Source organism: Rhodococcus sp. ACS1 (genome assembly GCF_002300155.1).
Lineage (GTDB): Bacteria > Actinomycetota > Actinomycetes > Mycobacteriales > Mycobacteriaceae > Rhodococcus_F > Rhodococcus_F koreensis.
In genome coordinates this window covers 734077-753276 of the sequence record NZ_NSDZ01000001.1, presented here as the reverse complement: position 1 = coordinate 753276, position 19200 = coordinate 734077, and the positions used below count along the sequence as shown (strand labels likewise).

Below are 19200 nucleotides of genomic sequence, written 5' to 3'. Positions count from 1 at the left end.
TGACGACTGTGAAGTCACTACTCGTCGTCCACCACACGCCGTCGCCGGTGACCCGTGAGTGCCTCGAAGCCGTACTGAAAGGCGCGCGGGACCCCGACATCGACGGCGTCGAGGTGAAGTCGATCCCCGCACTCGGCGCGACCGTCCCCGACGTCCTCGCGGCCGACGGGTTCCTGTTCGGGACCTCCGCCAACTTCGGCTACATGTCCGGTGCGCTGAAGCACTTCTTCGACACCGTCTACTACCCGTGCCTCGACGCGGTCGCCGGGCGCCCCTACGGACTCTGGGTGCACGGCAACAACGACACCGCCGGGGCCGTGAAGTCGGTGCAGAAGATCGTGACCGGGCTGGCGCTCACCCAGGTCGCCGAGATCCTGGAACTGACCGGATCTGTCGACGCGAGTGCGCGGGAGCGGTTGTACGAACTCGGCGCGACGGTGGCGGTCACGCTGGCGGAGGACGCCTGACGACGTCGCCGTCGACCGTGTCGGTGGCCGATGGCAAGCTTCGGTCATGCGTGAGATGACCGCCGCCGCGGCCCGGAGAACGGCGCTCTGGGCGCAGGGTTTCGCCGACCGGAAGCCGGCCGGTACACCGACGCGCAGGCACGTCCGTTCGGTTCTCGACCGCGTGCGGTTGTTCCAGATCGACTCCGTGTCGGTGGCCGTGCGCGCCCACTACGTCCCGCTGTTCAGCCGTCTCGGGGTGTACGACCGCGGTCTGGTCGACTCGGCGGCGTGGTCGCACTCCGCCCGCGCACCCCGGATGCTGGCGGAGTACTGGGCGCACGAGGCGGCGTTCATCCCGGTCGAGGACTGGCCGCTGCTGCGCTGGCGGATGCACCGGTACCGGCACGGACGCTGGTCCGGCGAATCCCGCGTACTCGACCGCAATCCCACGCTCGCCGCCGACGTGCTCGACGTGATCGGCGCCGTCGGTGCGTGCAGCGCGGGCGACGTGGAGAAACACCTCGAGGTCGACCGGCCCGACCGCCAGGGTCCGTGGTGGGATCGCAGCGACACCAAAGTGGTGTGCGAGCAGCTGTTCGCGTCCGGTGCGCTGGCGGTCGACAAGCGCGTCGCCTTCACCCGTCACTACGACCTCACCGAACGGGTGCTGCCGGAAGCGGTCCTCGCCGAGAACGTTTCGGAGGAGGACGCCGTCCGTGGCCTGGTGCAGCGGTCCGCGCGGGCCCTCGGGGTGGCCACCGAACCCGATCTGCGCGACTACTACCGGCTGTCGCCGGCGCAGACCGCCGCGGCCGTCGAGGACCTCGTCGAGGACGGTGTGCTCGAACGGGTCGGCGTCCGGGGCTGGGAGGCATCGGCATTCGTCCACCGCGACGTCCGGGTTCCCCGGAAGGTGGAGGGGGCGGCGCTGCTCTGCCCGTTCGATCCGCTGGTTTTCTGCCGGCCCCGTACCGAGCGGGTATTCGACTTCCGGTACCGCCTCGAGATCTACACCCCCGCGCACAAACGTGTCCACGGGTACTACGTCTTCCCGTTCCTGCTGAACGGTGAACTGGTGGCGAGGGTCGATCTCAAGGCCGACCGCGCGTCGGGGACGCTCGAAGTGCGATCCGTGTTCGTCGAACCCGACCGGAGTCCGGGGCACGTGGTGGAGGCGCTGGTTCCGGAATTGCGAAGAATGGCAACGTGGTTGGGCCTGGACGACGTCCGAGTGGACGATCGCGGCAACCTCGGTGCCCTCCTCGCGGCCGAGGCGTCGCGGCCGCGAGGAGAGTGAAGAACTGGAGGCTCTCGACTGCCTACAGGCTCTCGACGAACTTCGTCAGGCCCTTGCTCGCGGTCTCGAGCGCCGTCTTCTGCGCCTTCTTCACGAGGAACCCCGGCAGCGGAATCTTCGGGTCGACCGTCAATTCGAACGTCACCTTGGTGCCGGCGCCGGACTCGGTGAGGACGTACGACCCGTCCTGGGCGTTCTGCTGGCCGCTCTCGACGAGGTGCCACGACACCGTGTTGTCGCCCTCGAACGTGTAGTCGACGACCTGCTCGTCGCTGATCCCGAGGATGGAGACGCTCATCCGGACTCGGTGGGGGCGGCCGTCGTCGTGTGTGCTCTCGATGGTGACCGACTTGTGGGCCGAGGACCACTCGGGCAGGCGATCCACCGCAGCGATCGCGGCCATCACCGTGGCCGGATCGGCCTTGATCTCGAATTCCTTGACGCCGGAAACGGCCATGTTCTTCGCTCCTTCGAGCCCGTGGCGACTCTCACCGTGTGGCTGATGCGACGTAATTACATCACCGCCGCCGACGGGCGCGTGGAGTGAGTGCACCGGCGCTCAGAAATCGCCTCTCCCGTTCCGGCGCATCTGGTCCTTGAGCGCGCCCTGGACCGCTTGCGACACCCAGGAATTGAGCGACACCCCGTTCTGGGAGGCGGCCTCCTCGGCCTTCGACTTGATCTGATCCATCAGGCGGAGGGTGACGCGGCTGATGTCACCGGTGACGTCATCGAACGCGGCACCGATGTCCTCGGCGGTGGCGGTGCGTTCCCTGTCCGGCCCGGGCTGGGCGGGAGTCCGGTGCACGTCGACCGCCACCTCGCTGCCGTCCAGGCGCACGCCGACGGTGCGATTGCCGAGTTCGGAAGACACCTCTCCCGCAAAGTCGGTGAGCGCCGACAGGAGGAGCAGGCGCGCGGCGGGTTCGACTGCGGCGGCGAGCGCCGCAGCGGTCGCCCGCGTCTGCTCGTCGCCGAGTGCGGCTGCTGCGTTCAGGTCGTCTCGCAGCCGGGAGACATAGATGCCGAGGTCCATGACGCCAGCATGACGTCAACCGTGACGCCAGTCAAGCAGTCGTGACCTCAGCTTGGTGATGTCACCCTCGGACAGTGTCAGGCCGATGCTGCGACTAGGGTCGATGCATTCAGGAGGGACTCCCGACCAGGGAGTTCGGTAGGAGGATCAGCGCAGTGCCGCAGACCGTGCCGCTCAGGGTGCAACTCGTCGCGAAGACGGAGTTCTTTCCACCGGCGGACATCCCGTGGGAGACCGACGCCGACGGCGGCGAAGCGCTGGCGGAATTCGCGGGCCGGGCGTGCTACCAGAGCTGGTCCAAACCCAACCCCCGCACCGCCACCAACGCCGGATACCTGCGTCATCTGCTCGAGGTCGGGCACGAGTCGGTCCTCGAACACGGCACCGTCAGCTTCTACATCACCGGCATCTCCCGGTCCTGCACCCACGAGTTGATCCGGCACCGCCACTTCTCCTACTCGCAGCTGTCGCAGCGCTTCGTGCGGGAGAACGAGGGGAACGTCGTCGTCCCGCCCGCGATCGCCGGCGACCCCGAACTCGAGGAGCTGTTCGCGAAGGCCACCGACGCCAGCAGGGCGGCGTACGGCGAACTCCTCGAGGCCCTCGAATCGAAACTGGCCGACACCTCCAACGTGCCGCTGCGCAACAAGCAGGCGAGGCAGGCCGCGAGGGCCGTCTTGCCCAACGCGACGGAGACCCGCGTGGTGGTCACCGGCAACTACCGCGCCTGGCGGCACTTCGTCTCGATGCGGGCCACCGAGCACGCCGACGTGGAGATTCGCCGTGTCGCGGTCGAGTGCCTGAGGCAGCTGCAGGCGGCCGCACCGAATGTCTTCGGCGACTTCGAGGTACTGGACTGGGGCGACGGCACCGAGGTGGCGCGGAGCACGTTTTCCGCCGACGCGTGACTGGTGTGCAAAAGTACCTGGGTCACCGGGTAGCCTTCTGACCATGACCTACGGTGATTCCGCTTCTCCAGTCGAGCGTCCGTTCGGCACCGTGTCCACAGCGATGGTGACGCCGTTCACCTCGGACGGAAAGCTGGACGTCGACGCCGGTGTCCGCCTCGCGGCGTACCTCGTCGACAACGGGTGCGACTCCCTCGTGCTCGCCGGCACGACCGGTGAGTCGCCGACGACCACCGAAAACGAGAAGCTCGAGCTGCTCCGGGCGGTCATCGACGCGGTGGGCAACCGCGCGAAGATCATCGCCGGCGCGGGCAGCAACGACACCGCGCACAGCGTCGAACTCGCCCGTGACGCCGCCCGCGCCGGCGCGCAGGGCCTCCTCGTCGTCACCCCCTACTACTCGCGTCCGCCGCAGGCCGGACTGTTCGCGCACTTCACCGCTGTCGCCAACGCCACCGACCTTCCGGTCATGCTCTACGACATTCCACCCCGCTCCGTGGTCCCCATCGAGACGGAGACCATCCGGCGCCTCGCCGAGCACCCGCGCATCGTCGCGGTCAAGGACGCCAAGGGCGACCTCAACGCGGGCGCCGAGCTGATCGGCACCACCGACCTCCAGTTCTACTCGGGTGACGATCCGCTCAACCTGCCGTGGCTGTCGGTGGGCGCGACGGGATTCGTCAGCGTCATCGGGCACCTCGTGCCCGGCCGGCTGCGTGAACTGCACACCGCCTTCGCGGCGGGGGACATCGCCCGCGCCCGCGCCATCAACCTCAGCCTCATCCCGGTCATCCGCTCGGTGGCGCGTCTCGGCGGCGTGAGCGCGTCGAAGGCGGGTCTGCGCCTGATCGGCCTCGACGTCGGTGAACCCCGGTTGCCGCAGGTGGCGCCCACGCACGATCAGATCGATCTCCTGGCCGCCGATCTGCACGCAGCGGGGGTGCTCGCGTGACCCGACCGCCTCGTCGTCGCAGCGCCAGCCGCCAGGCAGGCCCCCCTTCCCCCACAGCGAGCGAGCCGACGACGCCGGCCCCTGCCGCCGAGCCGGCGACGCCGGCCCCCGCCGCCGAGCCGGCGAAGTCGGCGCCCGTCGTCGCCGACGAGCCGAGTGCCCCGAAGTCGGAGCAGGCCAAGTCCGCGCCCGTGAAGGCTTCCTCCACGAAGGGGGGCGCCGCCAACAAGTCGTCGTCGCGCTCCGGACGGCGCGCCGGCAACAAGCGTCAGGACTCGCGGCCGGCCGCGGTCGATCCGACGGCCCGGCTCGGCGCCCCGCCGAAGGCCCCGTTCAAGGGGCTGCGGGTGGTGGCTCTCGGCGGCATCGGCGAGATCGGTCGCAACATGACCGTCTTCGAGCACCAGGGCAAACTGCTCATCGTCGACTGCGGTGTGCTGTTCCCGGAAGACCAGCAGCCTGGTGTCGACCTGATCCTCCCGGACTTCCGGCACATCGAGGACCGCATGGACGACGTCGAGGCCGTCGTCCTCACGCACGGCCACGAGGACCACATCGGCGCCATCCCGTTCCTGCTGCGCCTGCGTCCGGATCTGCCGGTCGTCGGTTCGCGGTTCACGCTCGCGCTCGTCGCGGCCAAGTGCCGTGAGCACCGCCAGCGTCCCAACCTCGTCGAGGTCGTCGAGGGTCAGCGCACCGAACACGGCCCATTCGAGTGCGAGTACTTCGCCGTCAACCACTCGATCCCCGACGCCATTGCCGTCGCGATCCGGACCGACGCCGGCGTCGTGCTGCACACCGGCGACATCAAGCTCGACCAGTTGCCGCTCGACGGCAGGCTCACCGACCTCGCCGGCTTCTCCCGTCTCGGCGACGAGGGCGTCGACCTGTTCCTCGTCGACTCCACCAACGCCGAGGTGCCGGGATTCGTCACCCCCGAACGTGAGATCGGGGGAGTGCTCGACAACGTCATCGGCAAGGCCCGGCAGCGTGTGATCGTGGCCTCCTTCGCCAGCCACGTGCACCGCATCCAGCAGGTCGTCGACGTCGCGCACCGGTACAACCGGCGGGTCGCGTTCGTGGGCCGGTCGATGGTCCGCAACATGCAGATCGCGCAGGATCTCGGCTACCTGAGCGTCCCGGACGGTCTGGTCGTCGACATCGACACCGCGGCCAACCTGCCCGACGACCGGCTCGTCCTCATCTCCACCGGCTCGCAGGGCGAACCGCTGTCGGCGTTGTCGCGGATGGCCCGCGGCGAGCACCGGCAGATCAACATCCGGGCCAACGACCTCGTCGTGCTGGCCTCGTCGCTGATCCCCGGCAACGAGAACTCCGTGTTCGCCGTCGTCAACGGCCTCGCCAAGCGCGGAGCCACCGTCGTCACCCAGCAGAGCGCGAAGGTGCACGTCTCCGGTCACGCCTCGGCGGGTGAGCTCCTGTACCTGTACAACGCGGTCCGGCCCACCAACGCGATGCCGGTCCACGGCGAATGGCGCCACCTGCGGGCCAACGCCGCCCTCGCGAAGGCGACCGGTGTGCCGGAGGAGCGGATCGTGCTCGCCGAGGACGGTGTGGTGGTCGACATGGTCGACGGTCTCGCCGAGATCGTCGGGCAGGTTCCCGTCGGGCACGTCTACGTCGACGGACTGTCCGTCGGCGACGTCGGCGACTCCACACTGTCGGACCGGTTGGTCCTCGGTGAGGGCGGGTTCATCGCCATCAACGTCGTCATCGACGACCACACGGGCCGCGCGGTCAGCACCCCCGAGGTGTCCGGACGCGGATTCTCCGACGACCCGACGGCCCTCAAGGACGCGGCGCAGTTGGTCGAGGCGGAGCTGCTGCGCCTGGCCACCGAAGGCATCAACGACGCTCACCGCATCGCCCAGGCGATCCGGCGTGTCGTCGGCAGATGGGTGGCCGACAAGTACCGTCGCCGGCCGATGATCGTTCCGACCGTCATCGCGGTGCCGTCGGCGGAGGGCAAGTAGTTCTCCGACAGGTAGATTCGGTCGGGTGACCTTTGCCCGAGATGAACGCCTCGCCCTCGTCGACTCGATGGCCGAATTCGGTCCCGACGCCCCGACCCTCTGCGGGACGTGGACCAACCGGGACCTGGCCGCCCACCTGATCGTGCGCGAACGACGCCTCGACGCTGCCCCGGGCATCGTCGTGGGCCTGCTCGCCGGGTACACCGAACGCGTCCAGAACGAGACGGCGACGCGTCCGTGGAGCCGGCTGCTGGACGAGGTCCGGTCGGGTCCGCCGATGTGGTCGCCGATGTACTGGGTGGACGCGCAGGTGAACCTGGGGGAGATGTTCGTCCACCACGAGGACGTGCGCCGCGCCCACGACGGGTGGGAGCCGCGCGTGCTGACCGCCGACCGTCAGGACGCGCTGTGGGGTCTGGCGCGCAAGGTCGGCAAGCTCGGCTACCGGCACGCCCCGGTGACGGTGGTACTCGAGCGGCCGTCCGGGGAGCAGGCCACCGTCCGCACGGCCGGCGCCGGCCGGGTGATCCTGCGAGGGGAACCGTCGGAACTCGCCCTGCACGCGTTCGGCCGGAATCAGGTGCGGATCGAGACCGAGGGCGAGGCCGCCGACATCGAGGCCGTGACCTCCCTCGACCGAGGGTTCTGAGGCCATTTCGACGCAGCTCTGGCCGTGTTACGGGTGTTGCGGATGGTCCGGAAGGTGCCGTAGCGACTAATCTGAGAGCCATGGCAGGTAAGGCGAGCGCCCGCGGTTCGAGCACGACGTCCAAGCCGAAGTCCCGCACGACCCGGACGGTCAGCACTCCGCGTAAGTCCACGTCGCCGCGCGGCGGCGCCCGGAGGCCCGCCGCGAAGAAGGCGTCCGCATCCGGTCCCCTGAAGTCGGTGGGCCGGGGAATCGGCGGCGGCTGGTCGCTCGTGGCGAAGGGCGTCGGAGCCACCACCCGCACCGTCGGCAGGGCGGCCGAGATCGAGCAGGGACACCGGCGCGACGGCATCGCCCTCGGACTGATTGCGATCAGCGTCGTGGTCGCCGGCGGAATCTGGTTCTCCGCCGGCGGTCCGGTGGGCGAGTGGATCGAGACCGGAGTCCGCGCCGTGTTCGGCGGGGCGTCCGCTGTCCTGCCGCTGATCGGTGTCGCCGTCGCGGTGATCCTGATGCGGACCGAACCGAAACCCGAGATCCGGCCCCGGCTGGTGCTGGGGTCGCTGCTGGTCGGTCTGCCGGTTCTCGGCCTGTGGCACATCGCGACGGGGTCGCCCGCCGACGCCGACGGCAGGGCACGCGGCGCCGGCTTCGTCGGGTACGCGGCGGGCGGTCCCCTGACCGACGGTCTCACCGTGTGGCTGGCCGCGCCGCTGCTGCTGATGGCGGCACTGTTCGGTGTCCTGCTCCTGACCGGGACCACGGTCCGCGAGGTGCCCGGCAAGCTGCAGTCGTACTTCGGAACATCGTTCGGCCGCGATCACTACGGCGACTACGACAGCGAGTACTACGAGGACGGCGAATACGACCCCACCCTCTTCGATGCCGACGGCTACCCCGTCGACGACTACAAGACCGGGGTCCGGGGTGCCCCGGCCGACAACTATCCCACCGACGAGTACGACGTCAGCGACACCGCGAAGACGGAGGTGCTCGGGCTGTGGGAGACCGAACCCGCCACGGAACCCGTGCCCGCTCCGGCACCGGCCCCGAAACGGCCGCGCGCCAAGGCCAAGCCCGTCGTCGCCCCGAAGCCGGAATCCGAACCGGAACCGCTACCCGACGTCGACAAGTTCGTCACCGACCGGGTGGTCGAGGGCGACTACACACTGCCACCGACGTCCCTGCTCATCGAGGGCGATGCGCCGAAGAAGCGCAGTTCGGCCAACGACGCGATGATCGAGGCCATCACCGAGGTCCTCGAACAGTTCAAGATCGACGCCGCCGTCACCGGATTCACCCGCGGCCCGACCGTCACCCGCTACGAGGTGGAACTCGGCCCGGGTGTGAAGGTCGAGAAGATTACCGCGCTCGCCCGCAACATCGCGTACGCCGTCGCCACCGACAACGTGCGCCTGCTCGCGCCGATCCCGGGCAAGTCCGCGGTCGGTATCGAGGTCCCCAACTCCGACCGTGAGATGGTGCGCCTCGCCGACGTGCTCACCGCCCCAAGCACCCGCAAGGACCACCACCCGCTGGTGATCGGTCTCGGCAAGGACATCGAGGGCGACTTCGTCAGTGCCAACCTCGCGAAGATGCCGCACCTGCTCGTGGCCGGTTCCACCGGTTCCGGTAAGTCCAGCTTCGTGAACTCGATGCTGGTGTCGCTGCTGTCCCGCGCGACACCCGACGAGGTCCGGATGATCCTCATCGACCCCAAGATGGTGGAGTTGACGCCGTACGAAGGCATTCCGCACCTCATCACGCCCATCATCACCCAGCCGAAGAAGGCGGCGGCCGCGCTGGCCTGGCTGGTGGAGGAGATGGAGCAGCGCTACCAGGACATGCAGGCCAACCGGGTGCGCCACATCGACGACTTCAACGCCAAGGTGAAGTCGGGAGAGATCACCGCGCCGCTCGGTAGCGAACGGGTCTACCGGCCGTATCCGTACATCCTCGCCATCGTCGACGAACTCGCGGACCTCATGATGACCGCGCCGCGCGACGTCGAGGACGCGATCGTGCGGATCACCCAGAAGGCGCGCGCCGCCGGTATCCACCTCGTGCTCGCCACACAGCGGCCGTCGGTGGACGTCGTGACGGGTCTGATCAAGACCAACGTGCCGTCACGGCTCGCCTTCGCGACGTCCTCCCTGACCGACTCACGGGTCATCCTGGACCAGCCCGGCGCCGAGAAGCTGATCGGTATGGGTGACGGGCTGTTCCTGCCGATGGGCGCAGGCAAGCCGACACGCCTGCAGGGCGCGTTCATCACCGACGAGGAGATCTCCGCGGTCGTCGATTTCAGCAAGAACCAGGCGGAGCCGGAGTACACCGACGGCGTCACCGCCGCCAAGGTCGGGGAGAAGAAGGACGTCGATCCCGACATCGGCGACGACATGGACGTGCTGTTGCAGGCGGTGGAACTCGTCGTCTCCAGCCAGTTCGGCTCCACGTCGATGCTGCAGCGGAAACTGCGTGTCGGTTTCGCAAAGGCAGGCCGCCTGATGGACCTGATGGAGACCAGGGGAGTGGTGGGCCCCAGCGAGGGTTCGAAAGCCCGCGAGGTGCTCATCAAGCCCGACGAACTCGACGGTCTGCTGTGGTCGATCCGCGGCGGCGACCCGGACGAGGCCCCGTCCGACCAGGAGTAGCCCGCGTGCGCGTGTCCGAAATGGGCGATTCTCGCGCAGTGTGGTTGAATGGTCACCGAATTGGAGGGGAGTATCCCCACCTCTGTGACAGCATCGTCAACACGATCGGCACCATTGCCGATCCGGGGCTGTCAGTCGCTCGGACAGAAGGTTCCGGCGCGGCGGGAGAGACCTCCGGTACCCGCTAGGTCTACCGGAGGTCTGTGTTCATGCATGTGTCACCGCTGGTCTGGGTCATCACCTGTGTGGTGATTCTCGGACTGTTCGTCTTCGACTTCTTCGCTCACGTACGCACCCCGCACGCTCCCACGTTCCGTGAGTCGGCGTTCTGGTCGTCGGTCTACATCGGCGTCGCGATCCTGTTCGGCCTGATCGTGATGTGGCTGTGGGGAAGCCAGTACGGCGGCGAATATTTCGCCGGATACGTCACCGAGAAGGCGTTGTCGGTCGACAACCTCTTCGTGTTCGTCATCATCATGGGAACGTTCGCGGTGCCACGGGAGTACCAGCAGAAGGTGCTGCTGATCGGCATCGTGATGGCGCTGGTGATGCGCGGAATCTTCATCGGCGTCGGCGCCGCGGCGATCAACGCCTACAGCTGGGTGTTCTACCTGTTCGGCGCGTTCCTCATCTACACCGCGTACACACTGGTGCGTGATCACGGGCACGAGAAGGAGGTAGAGGAGGAACGCGACAGCAAGATCGTCGCCATCGCGAAGAAGATCCTCCCCACCACGGACACCTACGACGGCGACAAGCTCGTCACACGGATCAACGGCAAGCGCGTCGTGACGCCGCTGCTGCTCGCGCTGGTCGCCATCGGATTCACCGACGTGCTGTTCGCGCTCGACTCGATCCCCGCGATCTACGGGCTCACCCAGGAGCCGTACCTGGTGTTCACGGCCAACGCGTTCGCGCTGATGGGTCTGCGTCAGCTGTACTTCCTGATCGGCGGCCTGCTGGATCGCCTGGTGTATCTGTCGTACGGCCTGTCGATCATCCTGGCGTTCATCGGCGTCAAGCTGGTTCTGCACGCTCTGCACGAGAACACGCTGGGCTTCATCAACGGTGGGGAGCACGTGGCCGTCCCGGAGGTGTCGACGGTGTTCTCGCTCGCCGTCATCATCGGTGTGCTGGCAGTGACGACCGTCGCCAGCCTCCTCAAGACGCGGAACGCGACGCCGGCGAAGTAACTCCGCCGGGCGTCGTGCTCGAGGGGTCCGGTGCTCGGCGGTTCAGGAGCTGAATTCGCCGAGTACCGGAACCCATTCGACGATCCGGGTGGCCGTCACCAGGCCGTTGCGGGCGAACGGGTCGTGGGTGAAAAGCTGTTCCACGGTCGCCGCGTCGGCGGCGTCGACGATGATGAACGCGCCGCTACCGTCCGCGAACGGGCCGGACGACACCACCGTCTTCTGCTCGGCCAGTTCGCCGAGCCACTCCCGGTGGGCGGGGCGATGCTCGTCGCGTCCGGCGACGGTATCGGCCGAATACGTGTACTCCACTACGAACAGGGACATGTTCTCGCTCTCTCGGGACGGGTTCATCGAACAAAAATGGGATCAGGGCCCATCTGTCTCACGCACTGGGATTTCAGAGAGTGAGAAGCATTCGGGTGTTGCCGAGGGTGTTCGGCTTGACGTAGCTCAGGTCGAGGAACTCGGCGACACCGGTGTCGTACGAACGGCACATCTCCGCGTACACCTCGGCGGTCACGGGTGTGCCGTCGATCTCCACGAATCCGTGCTTGCCGAAGAAGTCGACCTCGAACGTGAGAACGAACAGGCGCTCGAGTTCGAGTTCCCGCGCGACCTCGATCAATTTGGCCACCACGTGATGGCCCGCACCCTGGCCCTTGGCCGACGGATCGACTGCGATCGTGCGCACCTCGCCCAGGTCCGCCCACAGGACGTGCATTGCGCCACAACCGATCACGTTGCCGCCGCGCTCGGCCACCCAGAACTCCTGAACGGATTCGTACAGGGTCACGAGGTTCTTCTCGAGCAGGATCTTGCCGGAGTAGATGTCGATCAGACGCTTGATCTCGGGAACGTCGGAGGTTCGTGCTCGCCGCACGATCAGCTGATTGTCGGCGGTGTCCGGCGTCCGAGAAGTCATGTCGTGAACATTAGCCAACGGCCGTACCGATATTCTTAGGCACGTGCCGGTACGACCTACGAATCCCTCCCACTCCCCGCCGCGTCCCGGGGTGCAGTTCGACGCTGCGGTGCTCCGATGAGCGCGCAGCGCGAGGATTGGACGGCCGCCGACAACCCGGCGGTCCCGGATCCGTCGGTCGAGCCCGCGAGTGAGACGGCCGTACCACTGCTGAACATCGCGAACATCCTGACAATCCTCCGGATCCTGCTGGTCCCCGTCTTCCTGGTCGTGCTGTTCGTCGGCGACGGACACTCGACGACGTGGCGCCTGATCGCCACCGGCGTGTTCGCGGTCGCCGCCATCACCGACCGGATCGACGGTCAACTGGCCCGCAAGTACGGCCTCGTCACCGATTTCGGCAAGCTCGCAGACCCCATCGCGGACAAAGCGCTGATCGGTGCCGCCCTCGTGGGTCTGTCGATTCTCGGCGACCTGCCCTGGTGGGTGACCGCGGTGATCGCGGTGCGGGAACTGGGCATCACGCTGCTCCGGTTCGCGGTCTTGCGGCACGCGGTCATTCCCGCGGGCAGGGGCGGCAAGCTCAAGACTCTCGTCCAGACGATCGCGATCGGGTTCTACCTGCTGCCGCTGCCGGACGGATTCGACGTCCTCGGATGGGTCCTGATGGGGGCGGCCGTGCTGCTGACAGTGGTGACCGGGCTGGACTACGTCGTGCAGGCCGTCCGGCTGCGAGCCGGGGTGCACAAGGTCGAGGCGAACGCGAGCACCGGGGCGTGACCGACCCGTTGGTGGACGGCACGCGGGCCGCCGACCTGGTTGCCGTGCTCACCGCCCGCGGCGAGACCGTCGCCACCGCGGAATCGCTCACCGCGGGACTGCTCACCGCCACCATCGCCGGCGTGCCCGGCGCGAGCAACGTGCTGCGCGGCGGACTCGTCGTCTACGCCACCGACCTGAAGGCAACTCTCGCCGGTGTCGATCCGGCCCGGCTGGCGGAGGACGGGCCGGTGGCGGCGTCCACGGCACAGGCGCTCGCGGACGGTGCCCGCGCCCGCTGCGGCGCCGACTGGGGCGTCGGTCTGACCGGCGTCGCCGGCCCCGACACGCAGGACGGACATCCCGTGGGCACGGTGTTCCTGAGCATTTCCGGGGCGGCCGGAACGTCGGTCCTCGAGCTCGGATTGACCGGCGGCCGGTGGCAGATCCGTAAATCTGCGGTTTCCGCCGCCGTGTCGGGACTCCTCGATCGTGTGCAGGAAACGTCCGCAGGCTAAGGTCGGGAACCAATCGGTCCTGTTCGTGCGTTGAGATAGGCGAGACAGGTGACGGATGAAGGAGGAGCGAGATGGCGCTGCTATTGCGTGAGGCAATCGGTGACAGTCTTCGGCGTACGCGCGTTTCGCAGAGCCGGACCCTGCGTGAGGTCTCCAACAGTGCTCGTGTGAGCCTCGGGTACTTGTCCGAGGTCGAACGAGGGCGCAAGGAAGCCTCGAGTGAGCTCCTGGCGGCGATCTGCGACGCGCTGGACGTCCCACTGTCCGACGTGCTCGTCGACGTCAGCGAATCGCTGTCCGACGGGTCTTCGGCCAAGCGTGCGGACACCGAGCGGCACGCGGTCGAATCCGCGCCCGCAGAGGCCCCCGCCGCGAGCGCACGACCGGGTTCGACGACCATCGCCCGCGACACCCGGGTGGTCATCCCTGCACCCGCGCAGGCGCTGGCTGCCGCATAGCAACACCCGTGCCGAACCGATAGATTTCAGTCAACCGCCGATCTCGTCGGCGGGTGAGCCAGGTAGTCGGGGCGCAGCCCTTGTTCCGGTGCGTGACGGTCGCGTATCGGGTCGCGCATCGCGCGGCGCAACAGATGGAGGCAGGATCAAACCCATGGCTAATCCTTTCGTCAAGGGATGGAAGTACCTGATGGCGCTCTTCAATTCCAAGATCGATGAGAAGGCTGACCCCAAGGTTCAGATTCAGCAGGCGATCGAGGATGCGCAGCGTCAGCACCAGGCCCTGTCGCAGCAGGCCGCGTCTGTCATCGGCAACCAGCGCCAGCTCGAGATGAAGCTCAGCCGCCAGCTCGACGAGGTGGAGAAGCTCAACGCCAACGCCCGTCAGGCCGTCAACCTGGCCGACCAGGCGCAGGCCGCCGGCGACACCGAGAAGGCCATCCAGTACACCAATGCCGCCGAGGCGTTCGCCGCACAGCTCGTCACCGCCGAGCAGGGCGTCGAAGACCTGAAGGCACTGCACGACCAGTCTCTGCAGGCAGCTGCCCAGGCGAAGAAGGCCGTGGAGCAGAACGCGATGGCTCTGCAGGCCAAGGTCGCGGAACGCACCAAGCTGCTCAGCCAGCTGGAGCAGGCCAAGATGCAGGAACGGGTCAGCGAGTCGCTGCGCTCGATGGACAGCACCCTCTCCGCTCCCGGCAACACGCCCAGCCTCGATGCCGTGCGCGACAAGATCGAGCGGCGCTACGCCGATGCCCTCGGTTCTGCGGAGCTGGCACAGAACTCGGTGTCGGGCCGCATGATGGAAGTGCAGCAGGCGAGCATCCAGATGGCCGGACACAGCCGCCTCGAGCAGATCCGGGCCTCCATGAAGGGCGATGCACTGCCCTCCGGCGGTGCGGCCGGCGCGCCGGCGACGCCCGCCGCCAACCCGAGCCTCGACAAGCAGCCGCCGGCAGCAGGCCAGACCGGCACGGCGCAGTAACCGAATCGCCTGTGAGCATGAGTTCCACCCGACGTGGCCGACCTGGACGTTCAGTCCGGTCGGCCACTGTCGTGTCCGGGCTCGCCGGGATCCAGGGCGCACTGCGCGAGGTCGGTGAGTCCGTCGCGGACGCGGCGCAGCGGTGGCGCGACCCTCGTGAACGTCTCCTGCGGAAGAAGCGGCGGGCCCGGCGTCGTGCGAAGCGCTACGGCATCGTGTCCGGAACGTCGGCCACCGGCGCCGCCGGTCTCGCTCTGATGGCTGCGCCGGAGTGGTCGATGCTGATGGCCGGTGGGGGCGCGGTCGTGTTCGCGGTCCCCGCGGTGCTGGCCGTCAGCCGGTACCGCAAGCTCGACGCCGTGACTTTGCCGCCGGGTCTGCCTGCCCGCCGGGTGCTTCCGGCGCCGTCCTCGGTCGCCCGGGAGCCGATGGAGCGACTCGTGCACAGCGAACGAGCACTGCACGGCATCCTCGGCGTGCTGTCCCGGTCCGGGACCATCAGCGGCGAGGACATCGAGGACACCCATGCCACGGCCCGCTCCGCGGCAGCCGCGTTGCAGGCGGTGGCCCTCGACATCACGTCCATGGAGGACGCCGCCCGGGGGAGCCGGGCCGCAGCGGCGCCGCTCCACCGGGCGATCGCCTCGGCTGCCGCGCAACTCGGCGTCGGCGTCGAACAGTTCGAAGAACTGGTGGCCGCTGCCGCCGAGGTCGCCGTGCCCGGAACGGCGAGTGCCGTCGGCGAACTCGCCTACGAACGCGCGGAACTCGTGTCGGCGACCGAGAAACTCGCCGGCCTCGCGGCGGCCCTCGGCGAGATCGACGACATCGTTCGCCGCTACCGCTGACCTCGTCGGTCGACACACGGCCCCTCGGGACCTCGTGTGGGGGAGAACCCTGATCTTTCCCTGATCTTTACGTTGACCTGGTGATTTACCCGAGCCGGCGTGCCAGGCTGGTGTGCGTACCCGATAAATGGGGTCGACCGGACGTCGGGCGCAGAAATCGATCGGGGAGACGTGAGTGGAGGAAACCATGTTCTGGAAGATTGTTCTGGCTGTCGCGGCGATCTGGATCGCCCTCGCAGTGGTCGGTGCCCTCGTCAAGGGCCTGTTCTGGATTCTCGTCGTCAGCGCCGTCGTATTCGGTGTGTACCTGTTGATCAAGGCGATGTCGGGATCCGGCGAGAAATCGGACATCACGCGTAGCTGACGGGCATGCTCTACCCATGGAACCGGTACCGGAGGGCTGGCATCGTGGGCTCGTCGTGGTCGCGCACCCCGACGACATCGAATACGGCGCAGCTGCGGCTGTGGCGCGCTGGACCGGGCAGGGCAAGGACATTCGATACGTGCTCGCCACCAGCGGAGAGGCAGGGATCGCGGGCCTGCACCCGACGGAGTCGGGCCCGCTGCGGGAGGCGGAGGAGCGGCGCTCCGCGGCCGTGGTGGGGGTGACCGACGTCGAGTTTCTCGGTTATCCCGACGGCACCCTCGTCGAGAGTCTCGCACTCCGCCGCGACCTCGCCACGGCGATCCGTCGTCATCGTCCAGATCTCGTGGTGACGGCGAACTTTGGGGACACCTGGGGGCCGGGCCAGCCGAACAGTGCGGACCACCGCGCTCTCGGGCGAGCCGTCCTCGACGCCACCGCGGACGCCGCGAACGAATGGATCTTCCCCGAACTGGGGGAGTCGGGGTTGCCGCCGTGGCGCGGAGTCCGGTGGGTGGCGGTCCACACGATGACCCCCACCCACGCCGTGGATGTCACCCACACGGTGGATCGGGCGGTGCTCTCTCTGGCTGAGCACGTCCACTACCTGGAGGCGCTCAGCGACGTGCCGGTGGGGCAGCAGGCGCGGGCTCAGGTCGAGATGGTGACCGGGCCGCAACCGGGATTCGACGCCGAACGCGCGGTGGGGTTCGAGCTCTACTACTTCGGCTGAGTTCGTGAAGCGCTCGCGATCGTGGTCATGCGTGGGTCATGCCGAGTGTGAGTCCGACCTGGACGGAACAGTATGATTTACCGAATTTCGTAGGAGTCACGCCGTGCCGTCATCCGACGTGCGCACCAATCCTGTCGTCACACCTTCCCGCACTGCTCACGCAGCCCGAATCTCCGACCACGGACGGCTCGAGGCGCCCGCCGTCGGCCGTACGCGAGGTGATTCGAATGCCGGTGAGGTGCCGGCGGGGGATTCATGCGTTACGGTGTTACATACAATGTCTATTCGTAATCCACCGTCGCGTGACGACACCTCAGCGAGCGTCGAAGACTCCATTCTCGACGCCGCACGCTCGTGCATCCTCGATTTCGGACTGCGCCGTACCACCCTGGCGGAGGTCGCGCGGAGGGCCGGGGTCAGCAGGCCGACCGTCTACCGGCGCTGGTCGGACACCAGGGCAGTGGTCGCCGACCTCATGACCCGCGAGATCGCTGCCGTGATGCCCGAATTCTCCACCGAGGAATCGGTTCACCGCCAACTGGTCGACGCCGTGGTCCACGTGTCCACCGAGGTGCGTGGCCATCCGCTGTTCGTGAAGATCCTGCGCTCGGATCAGGAACTGTTCACCACCTACATCCTCGAGCGGCTGGGGACCAGCCAGCGGGCGATCATCGACCAGGTCTCGGTCGCGGTGTCGGCGGGGCAGCGCCAGGGCTCGATCCGCGCGGGGGACAGTCGTCAGATCGCCACCATGGTGCTGCTGATCGCACAGTCCGCGGTCCAGTCGGCCGTGATGGTCGCCGAGGAACTTCCCGGAGACGCCCTGACCGAACAACTCCGGCACGCCGTCGGCGCCTATCTGGCACCCGCAGCAGCCGACACCCACCCGACAGATCGAGGAGACCGGTGACCCACCCCAGCACGCCGCCCGTGAGCCGCTCGTCGGCGCTGAACACCGCACGACGGACACGCGAGCTCGACCAGCTGTCGGACGGCGCGCGCGTCGACGTCCTGGTGATCGGCGGCGGAGTGACCGGCGTCGGTGTCGCGCTCGACGCGGCATCACGCGGCCTCGACGTCGTGCTCGTGGAGAAGCGGGACCTCGCGTTCGGGACCAGCCGGTGGAGTTCGAAACTCGCCCACGGTGGGCTGCGGTACCTGGCGTCGGGCAATGTCGGCATCGCCCGCGAGAGTGCGGTCGAACGCGGAATCCTGATGACCCGCACCGCGCCCCACCTCGTCCGGGCGCTGCCACAGCTCGTCCCCGTCCTCGATTCCACGACGCTGTTCGGAAAGTCCCTCGTCCGCACGGGATTCCTGGCCGGTGACCTGCTCCGTGCGAGTGCTCGCACGCCGTCGACGGTCCTGCCGCGATCGCGGACGGTCCGGGCGGACCGGGTCGTCGAACTGGCCCCCGCTGTGCGCCGGGACGGACTTCGGGGCGGCCTGATGGCCTTCGACGGCCAGCTCGTCGACGACGCCAGGCTCGTGGTGTCCCTCGCGCGCACCGCGGCGCTCCACGGCGCGAAGGTGCTCACCCGGATGGGCGCCTACGACGTGACCGGGACATCCGCGACCCTGCGCGACGAACTGACCGGCTCGGAACTGTCGATCACCGCGCGCGCCGTGGTCAACGCCGCAGGCGTGTGGTCGGGTGAGATCGATCCGTCGATCACGCTCCGGCCCAGTCGCGGAACACATCTGGTCCTGCCGGCGGAACGGCTCGGGAACCCGACCGCGGCGCTCACGGTTCCGGTCCCCGGTGAGACCAATCGTTTCGTCTTCGCGCTGCCCGCACAGCTCGGCCGCGTGTACCTCGGCCTGACCGACGAGGCGGCGCCGGGACCCGTCCCCGACGTTCCGGAAGCGTCGGAGCAGGAGATCGACTTCCTGCTCGACACGGTCAACACCGCACTCGAAGTGCCGTTGCGGCGTTCGGACGTCCTCGGCACGTTCGCCGGACTGCGACCGCTGCTCGACACCGGCGACGGATCGACCGCCGACCTCTCGCGCAACCACGCCGTCCTCCGCTCGGACACCGGTCTGGTCAGTGTGGTGGGCGGCAAGCTGACCACGTACCGGAAGATGGCGGAGGACGCCGTCGACGCCGCGGTGGCAGCGGCGGGACTGGACGCGCTCCCGTGCCGGACCCGCGCCCTCCCGCTCGTCGGCGCCGCGACTCCCGAAGCGCTGCGCCAGGTTTCGGCCCCGCCGGCGCTGCTCGCCCGCTACGGAACGGAGGCGGCACTGATCGCCGCCGCCGACCCCGAACTGCTGACCCCGATCGCCGAGGGCGTGGACGTGAGTCGAGCCGAGTTCGAGTTCGCCGTGACCCACGAGGGAGCACTCGACGTCGACGACCTCCTCGACCGGCGCACCCGGATCGGCCTCGTCCCCGCCGACCGTGCACGGTCTCTCGCCGCCGCGGAAGCCGTGTTCGAGAAACGGTGACGGCGACGGTGTGACACCCTGTGCTTC

The 19200-nt window shown here is 68.2% G+C and carries 21 protein-coding genes; 17 read left to right on the top strand and 4 right to left on the bottom strand.

What is annotated here, in order from left to right:
• Window positions 1–8 precede the first annotated feature (8 nt).
• Both CJ179_RS03550 and CJ179_RS03545 read left to right on the top strand, forming a co-directional pair.
• Complete coding sequence (locus CJ179_RS03550; protein WP_072937964.1) at window positions 9–467, top strand: flavodoxin family protein; 459 nt, start codon at window positions 9–11, stop codon at window positions 465–467.
• Between the two features lie 46 nt (window positions 468–513).
• A complete protein-coding gene (locus tag CJ179_RS03545; protein WP_095860699.1) occupies window positions 514–1746 on the top strand; it encodes a winged helix-turn-helix domain-containing protein in 1233 nt (410 codons plus the stop codon).
• A 22-nt stretch (window positions 1747–1768) separates the two neighbouring features.
• Here the strand turns inward: CJ179_RS03545 and CJ179_RS03540 are convergent, their stop codons facing one another.
• Together CJ179_RS03540 and CJ179_RS03535 are read right to left on the bottom strand one after the other, a co-directional pair.
• Window positions 1769–2203: an SRPBCC family protein gene (locus CJ179_RS03540; protein ID WP_015890414.1), complete on the bottom strand. Its 435-nt coding sequence runs from the start codon at window positions 2201–2203 to the stop codon at window positions 1769–1771.
• Between the two features lie 102 nt (window positions 2204–2305).
• The gene (locus tag CJ179_RS03535; RefSeq protein WP_072937968.1) at window positions 2306–2782 is read right to left on the bottom strand and encodes a toxin-antitoxin system HicB family antitoxin; all 477 of its coding nucleotides are present in this window, start codon (window positions 2780–2782) and stop codon (window positions 2306–2308) included.
• A 155-nt stretch (window positions 2783–2937) separates the two neighbouring features.
• Here CJ179_RS03535 and thyX point away from each other — a divergent pair, with 155 nt between their 5' ends.
• The 6 genes from thyX (at window position 2938) to CJ179_RS03505 (ending at window position 11132) form a co-directional block, all read left to right on the top strand.
• Window positions 2938–3690, top strand: coding sequence for an FAD-dependent thymidylate synthase (thyX, locus tag CJ179_RS03530; protein WP_072937969.1), 753 nt, complete (start codon window positions 2938–2940; stop codon window positions 3688–3690).
• Window positions 3691–3733: 43 nt separating this feature from the next.
• Window positions 3734–4642, top strand: coding sequence for a 4-hydroxy-tetrahydrodipicolinate synthase (dapA, locus tag CJ179_RS03525; protein ID WP_015890417.1), 909 nt, complete (start codon window positions 3734–3736; stop codon window positions 4640–4642).
• A complete protein-coding gene (locus CJ179_RS03520) occupies window positions 4639–6636 on the top strand; it encodes a ribonuclease J (protein WP_095860698.1) in 1998 nt (665 codons plus the stop codon). The genes dapA and CJ179_RS03520 overlap by 4 nt, the downstream gene beginning before the upstream one ends.
• A 25-nt stretch (window positions 6637–6661) precedes the next feature.
• Window positions 6662–7285, top strand: coding sequence for a TIGR03085 family metal-binding protein (locus CJ179_RS03515; RefSeq protein ID WP_095860697.1), 624 nt, complete (start codon window positions 6662–6664; stop codon window positions 7283–7285).
• Between the two features lie 80 nt (window positions 7286–7365).
• On the top strand, window positions 7366–9939 hold the full coding sequence (locus CJ179_RS03510) for a DNA translocase FtsK (protein ID WP_095860696.1): 2574 nt from the start codon (window positions 7366–7368) through the stop codon (window positions 9937–9939).
• A 209-nt stretch (window positions 9940–10148) separates the two neighbouring features.
• Entirely contained in the window at window positions 10149–11132 is a 984-nt protein-coding gene (locus tag CJ179_RS03505; RefSeq protein WP_072942466.1) for a TerC family protein, read from the top strand.
• A gap of 42 nt (window positions 11133–11174) precedes the next feature.
• Here the strand turns inward: CJ179_RS03505 and CJ179_RS03500 are convergent, their stop codons facing one another.
• Both CJ179_RS03500 and CJ179_RS03495 read right to left on the bottom strand, forming a co-directional pair.
• On the bottom strand, window positions 11175–11459 hold the full coding sequence (locus CJ179_RS03500) for a YciI family protein (RefSeq protein ID WP_072942431.1): 285 nt from the start codon (window positions 11457–11459) through the stop codon (window positions 11175–11177).
• Between the two features lie 73 nt (window positions 11460–11532).
• A complete protein-coding gene (locus CJ179_RS03495; protein ID WP_072942430.1) occupies window positions 11533–12057 on the bottom strand; it encodes an amino-acid N-acetyltransferase in 525 nt (174 codons plus the stop codon).
• Between the two features lie 117 nt (window positions 12058–12174).
• Here CJ179_RS03495 and pgsA point away from each other — a divergent pair, with 117 nt between their 5' ends.
• The 9 genes from pgsA to CJ179_RS03450 all read left to right on the top strand — a co-directional run bounded on the left by pgsA (window position 12175) and on the right by CJ179_RS03450 (window position 19173).
• Window positions 12175–12837, top strand: coding sequence for a CDP-diacylglycerol--glycerol-3-phosphate 3-phosphatidyltransferase (gene pgsA / locus CJ179_RS03490; protein ID WP_072942429.1), 663 nt, complete (start codon window positions 12175–12177; stop codon window positions 12835–12837).
• On the top strand, window positions 12834–13334 hold the full coding sequence (locus tag CJ179_RS03485) for a CinA family protein (RefSeq protein ID WP_072942428.1): 501 nt from the start codon (window positions 12834–12836) through the stop codon (window positions 13332–13334). The genes pgsA and CJ179_RS03485 overlap by 4 nt, the downstream gene beginning before the upstream one ends.
• 71 nt (window positions 13335–13405) lie before the next feature.
• Window positions 13406–13792 (top strand): helix-turn-helix domain-containing protein, encoded by a 387-nt coding sequence (locus tag CJ179_RS03480; RefSeq protein WP_072942427.1) that lies wholly within the window; start codon window positions 13406–13408, stop codon window positions 13790–13792.
• Between the two features lie 154 nt (window positions 13793–13946).
• Entirely contained in the window at window positions 13947–14777 is an 831-nt protein-coding gene (locus tag CJ179_RS03475) for a PspA/IM30 family protein (RefSeq protein ID WP_072942426.1), read from the top strand.
• 17 nt (window positions 14778–14794) lie between these two features.
• A complete protein-coding gene (locus tag CJ179_RS03470; RefSeq protein WP_257015278.1) occupies window positions 14795–15625 on the top strand; it encodes a hypothetical protein in 831 nt (276 codons plus the stop codon).
• A gap of 187 nt (window positions 15626–15812) precedes the next feature.
• Window positions 15813–15989 carry a hypothetical protein gene (locus CJ179_RS51255; protein ID WP_007296377.1) on the top strand — a complete coding sequence of 59 codons (177 nt, stop codon included), beginning with the start codon at window positions 15813–15815 and terminating at the stop codon, window positions 15987–15989.
• 16 nt (window positions 15990–16005) lie between these two features.
• The gene (locus tag CJ179_RS03460) at window positions 16006–16722 is read left to right on the top strand and encodes a PIG-L deacetylase family protein (protein WP_072942424.1); all 717 of its coding nucleotides are present in this window, start codon (window positions 16006–16008) and stop codon (window positions 16720–16722) included.
• A 277-nt stretch (window positions 16723–16999) separates the two neighbouring features.
• Window positions 17000–17632 carry a TetR/AcrR family transcriptional regulator gene (locus tag CJ179_RS03455; protein WP_095860694.1) on the top strand — a complete coding sequence of 211 codons (633 nt, stop codon included), beginning with the start codon at window positions 17000–17002 and terminating at the stop codon, window positions 17630–17632.
• Window positions 17629–19173, top strand: coding sequence for a glycerol-3-phosphate dehydrogenase/oxidase (locus CJ179_RS03450; protein ID WP_095860693.1), 1545 nt, complete (start codon window positions 17629–17631; stop codon window positions 19171–19173). The genes CJ179_RS03455 and CJ179_RS03450 overlap by 4 nt, the downstream gene beginning before the upstream one ends.
• Window positions 19174–19200 lie beyond the last annotated feature (27 nt).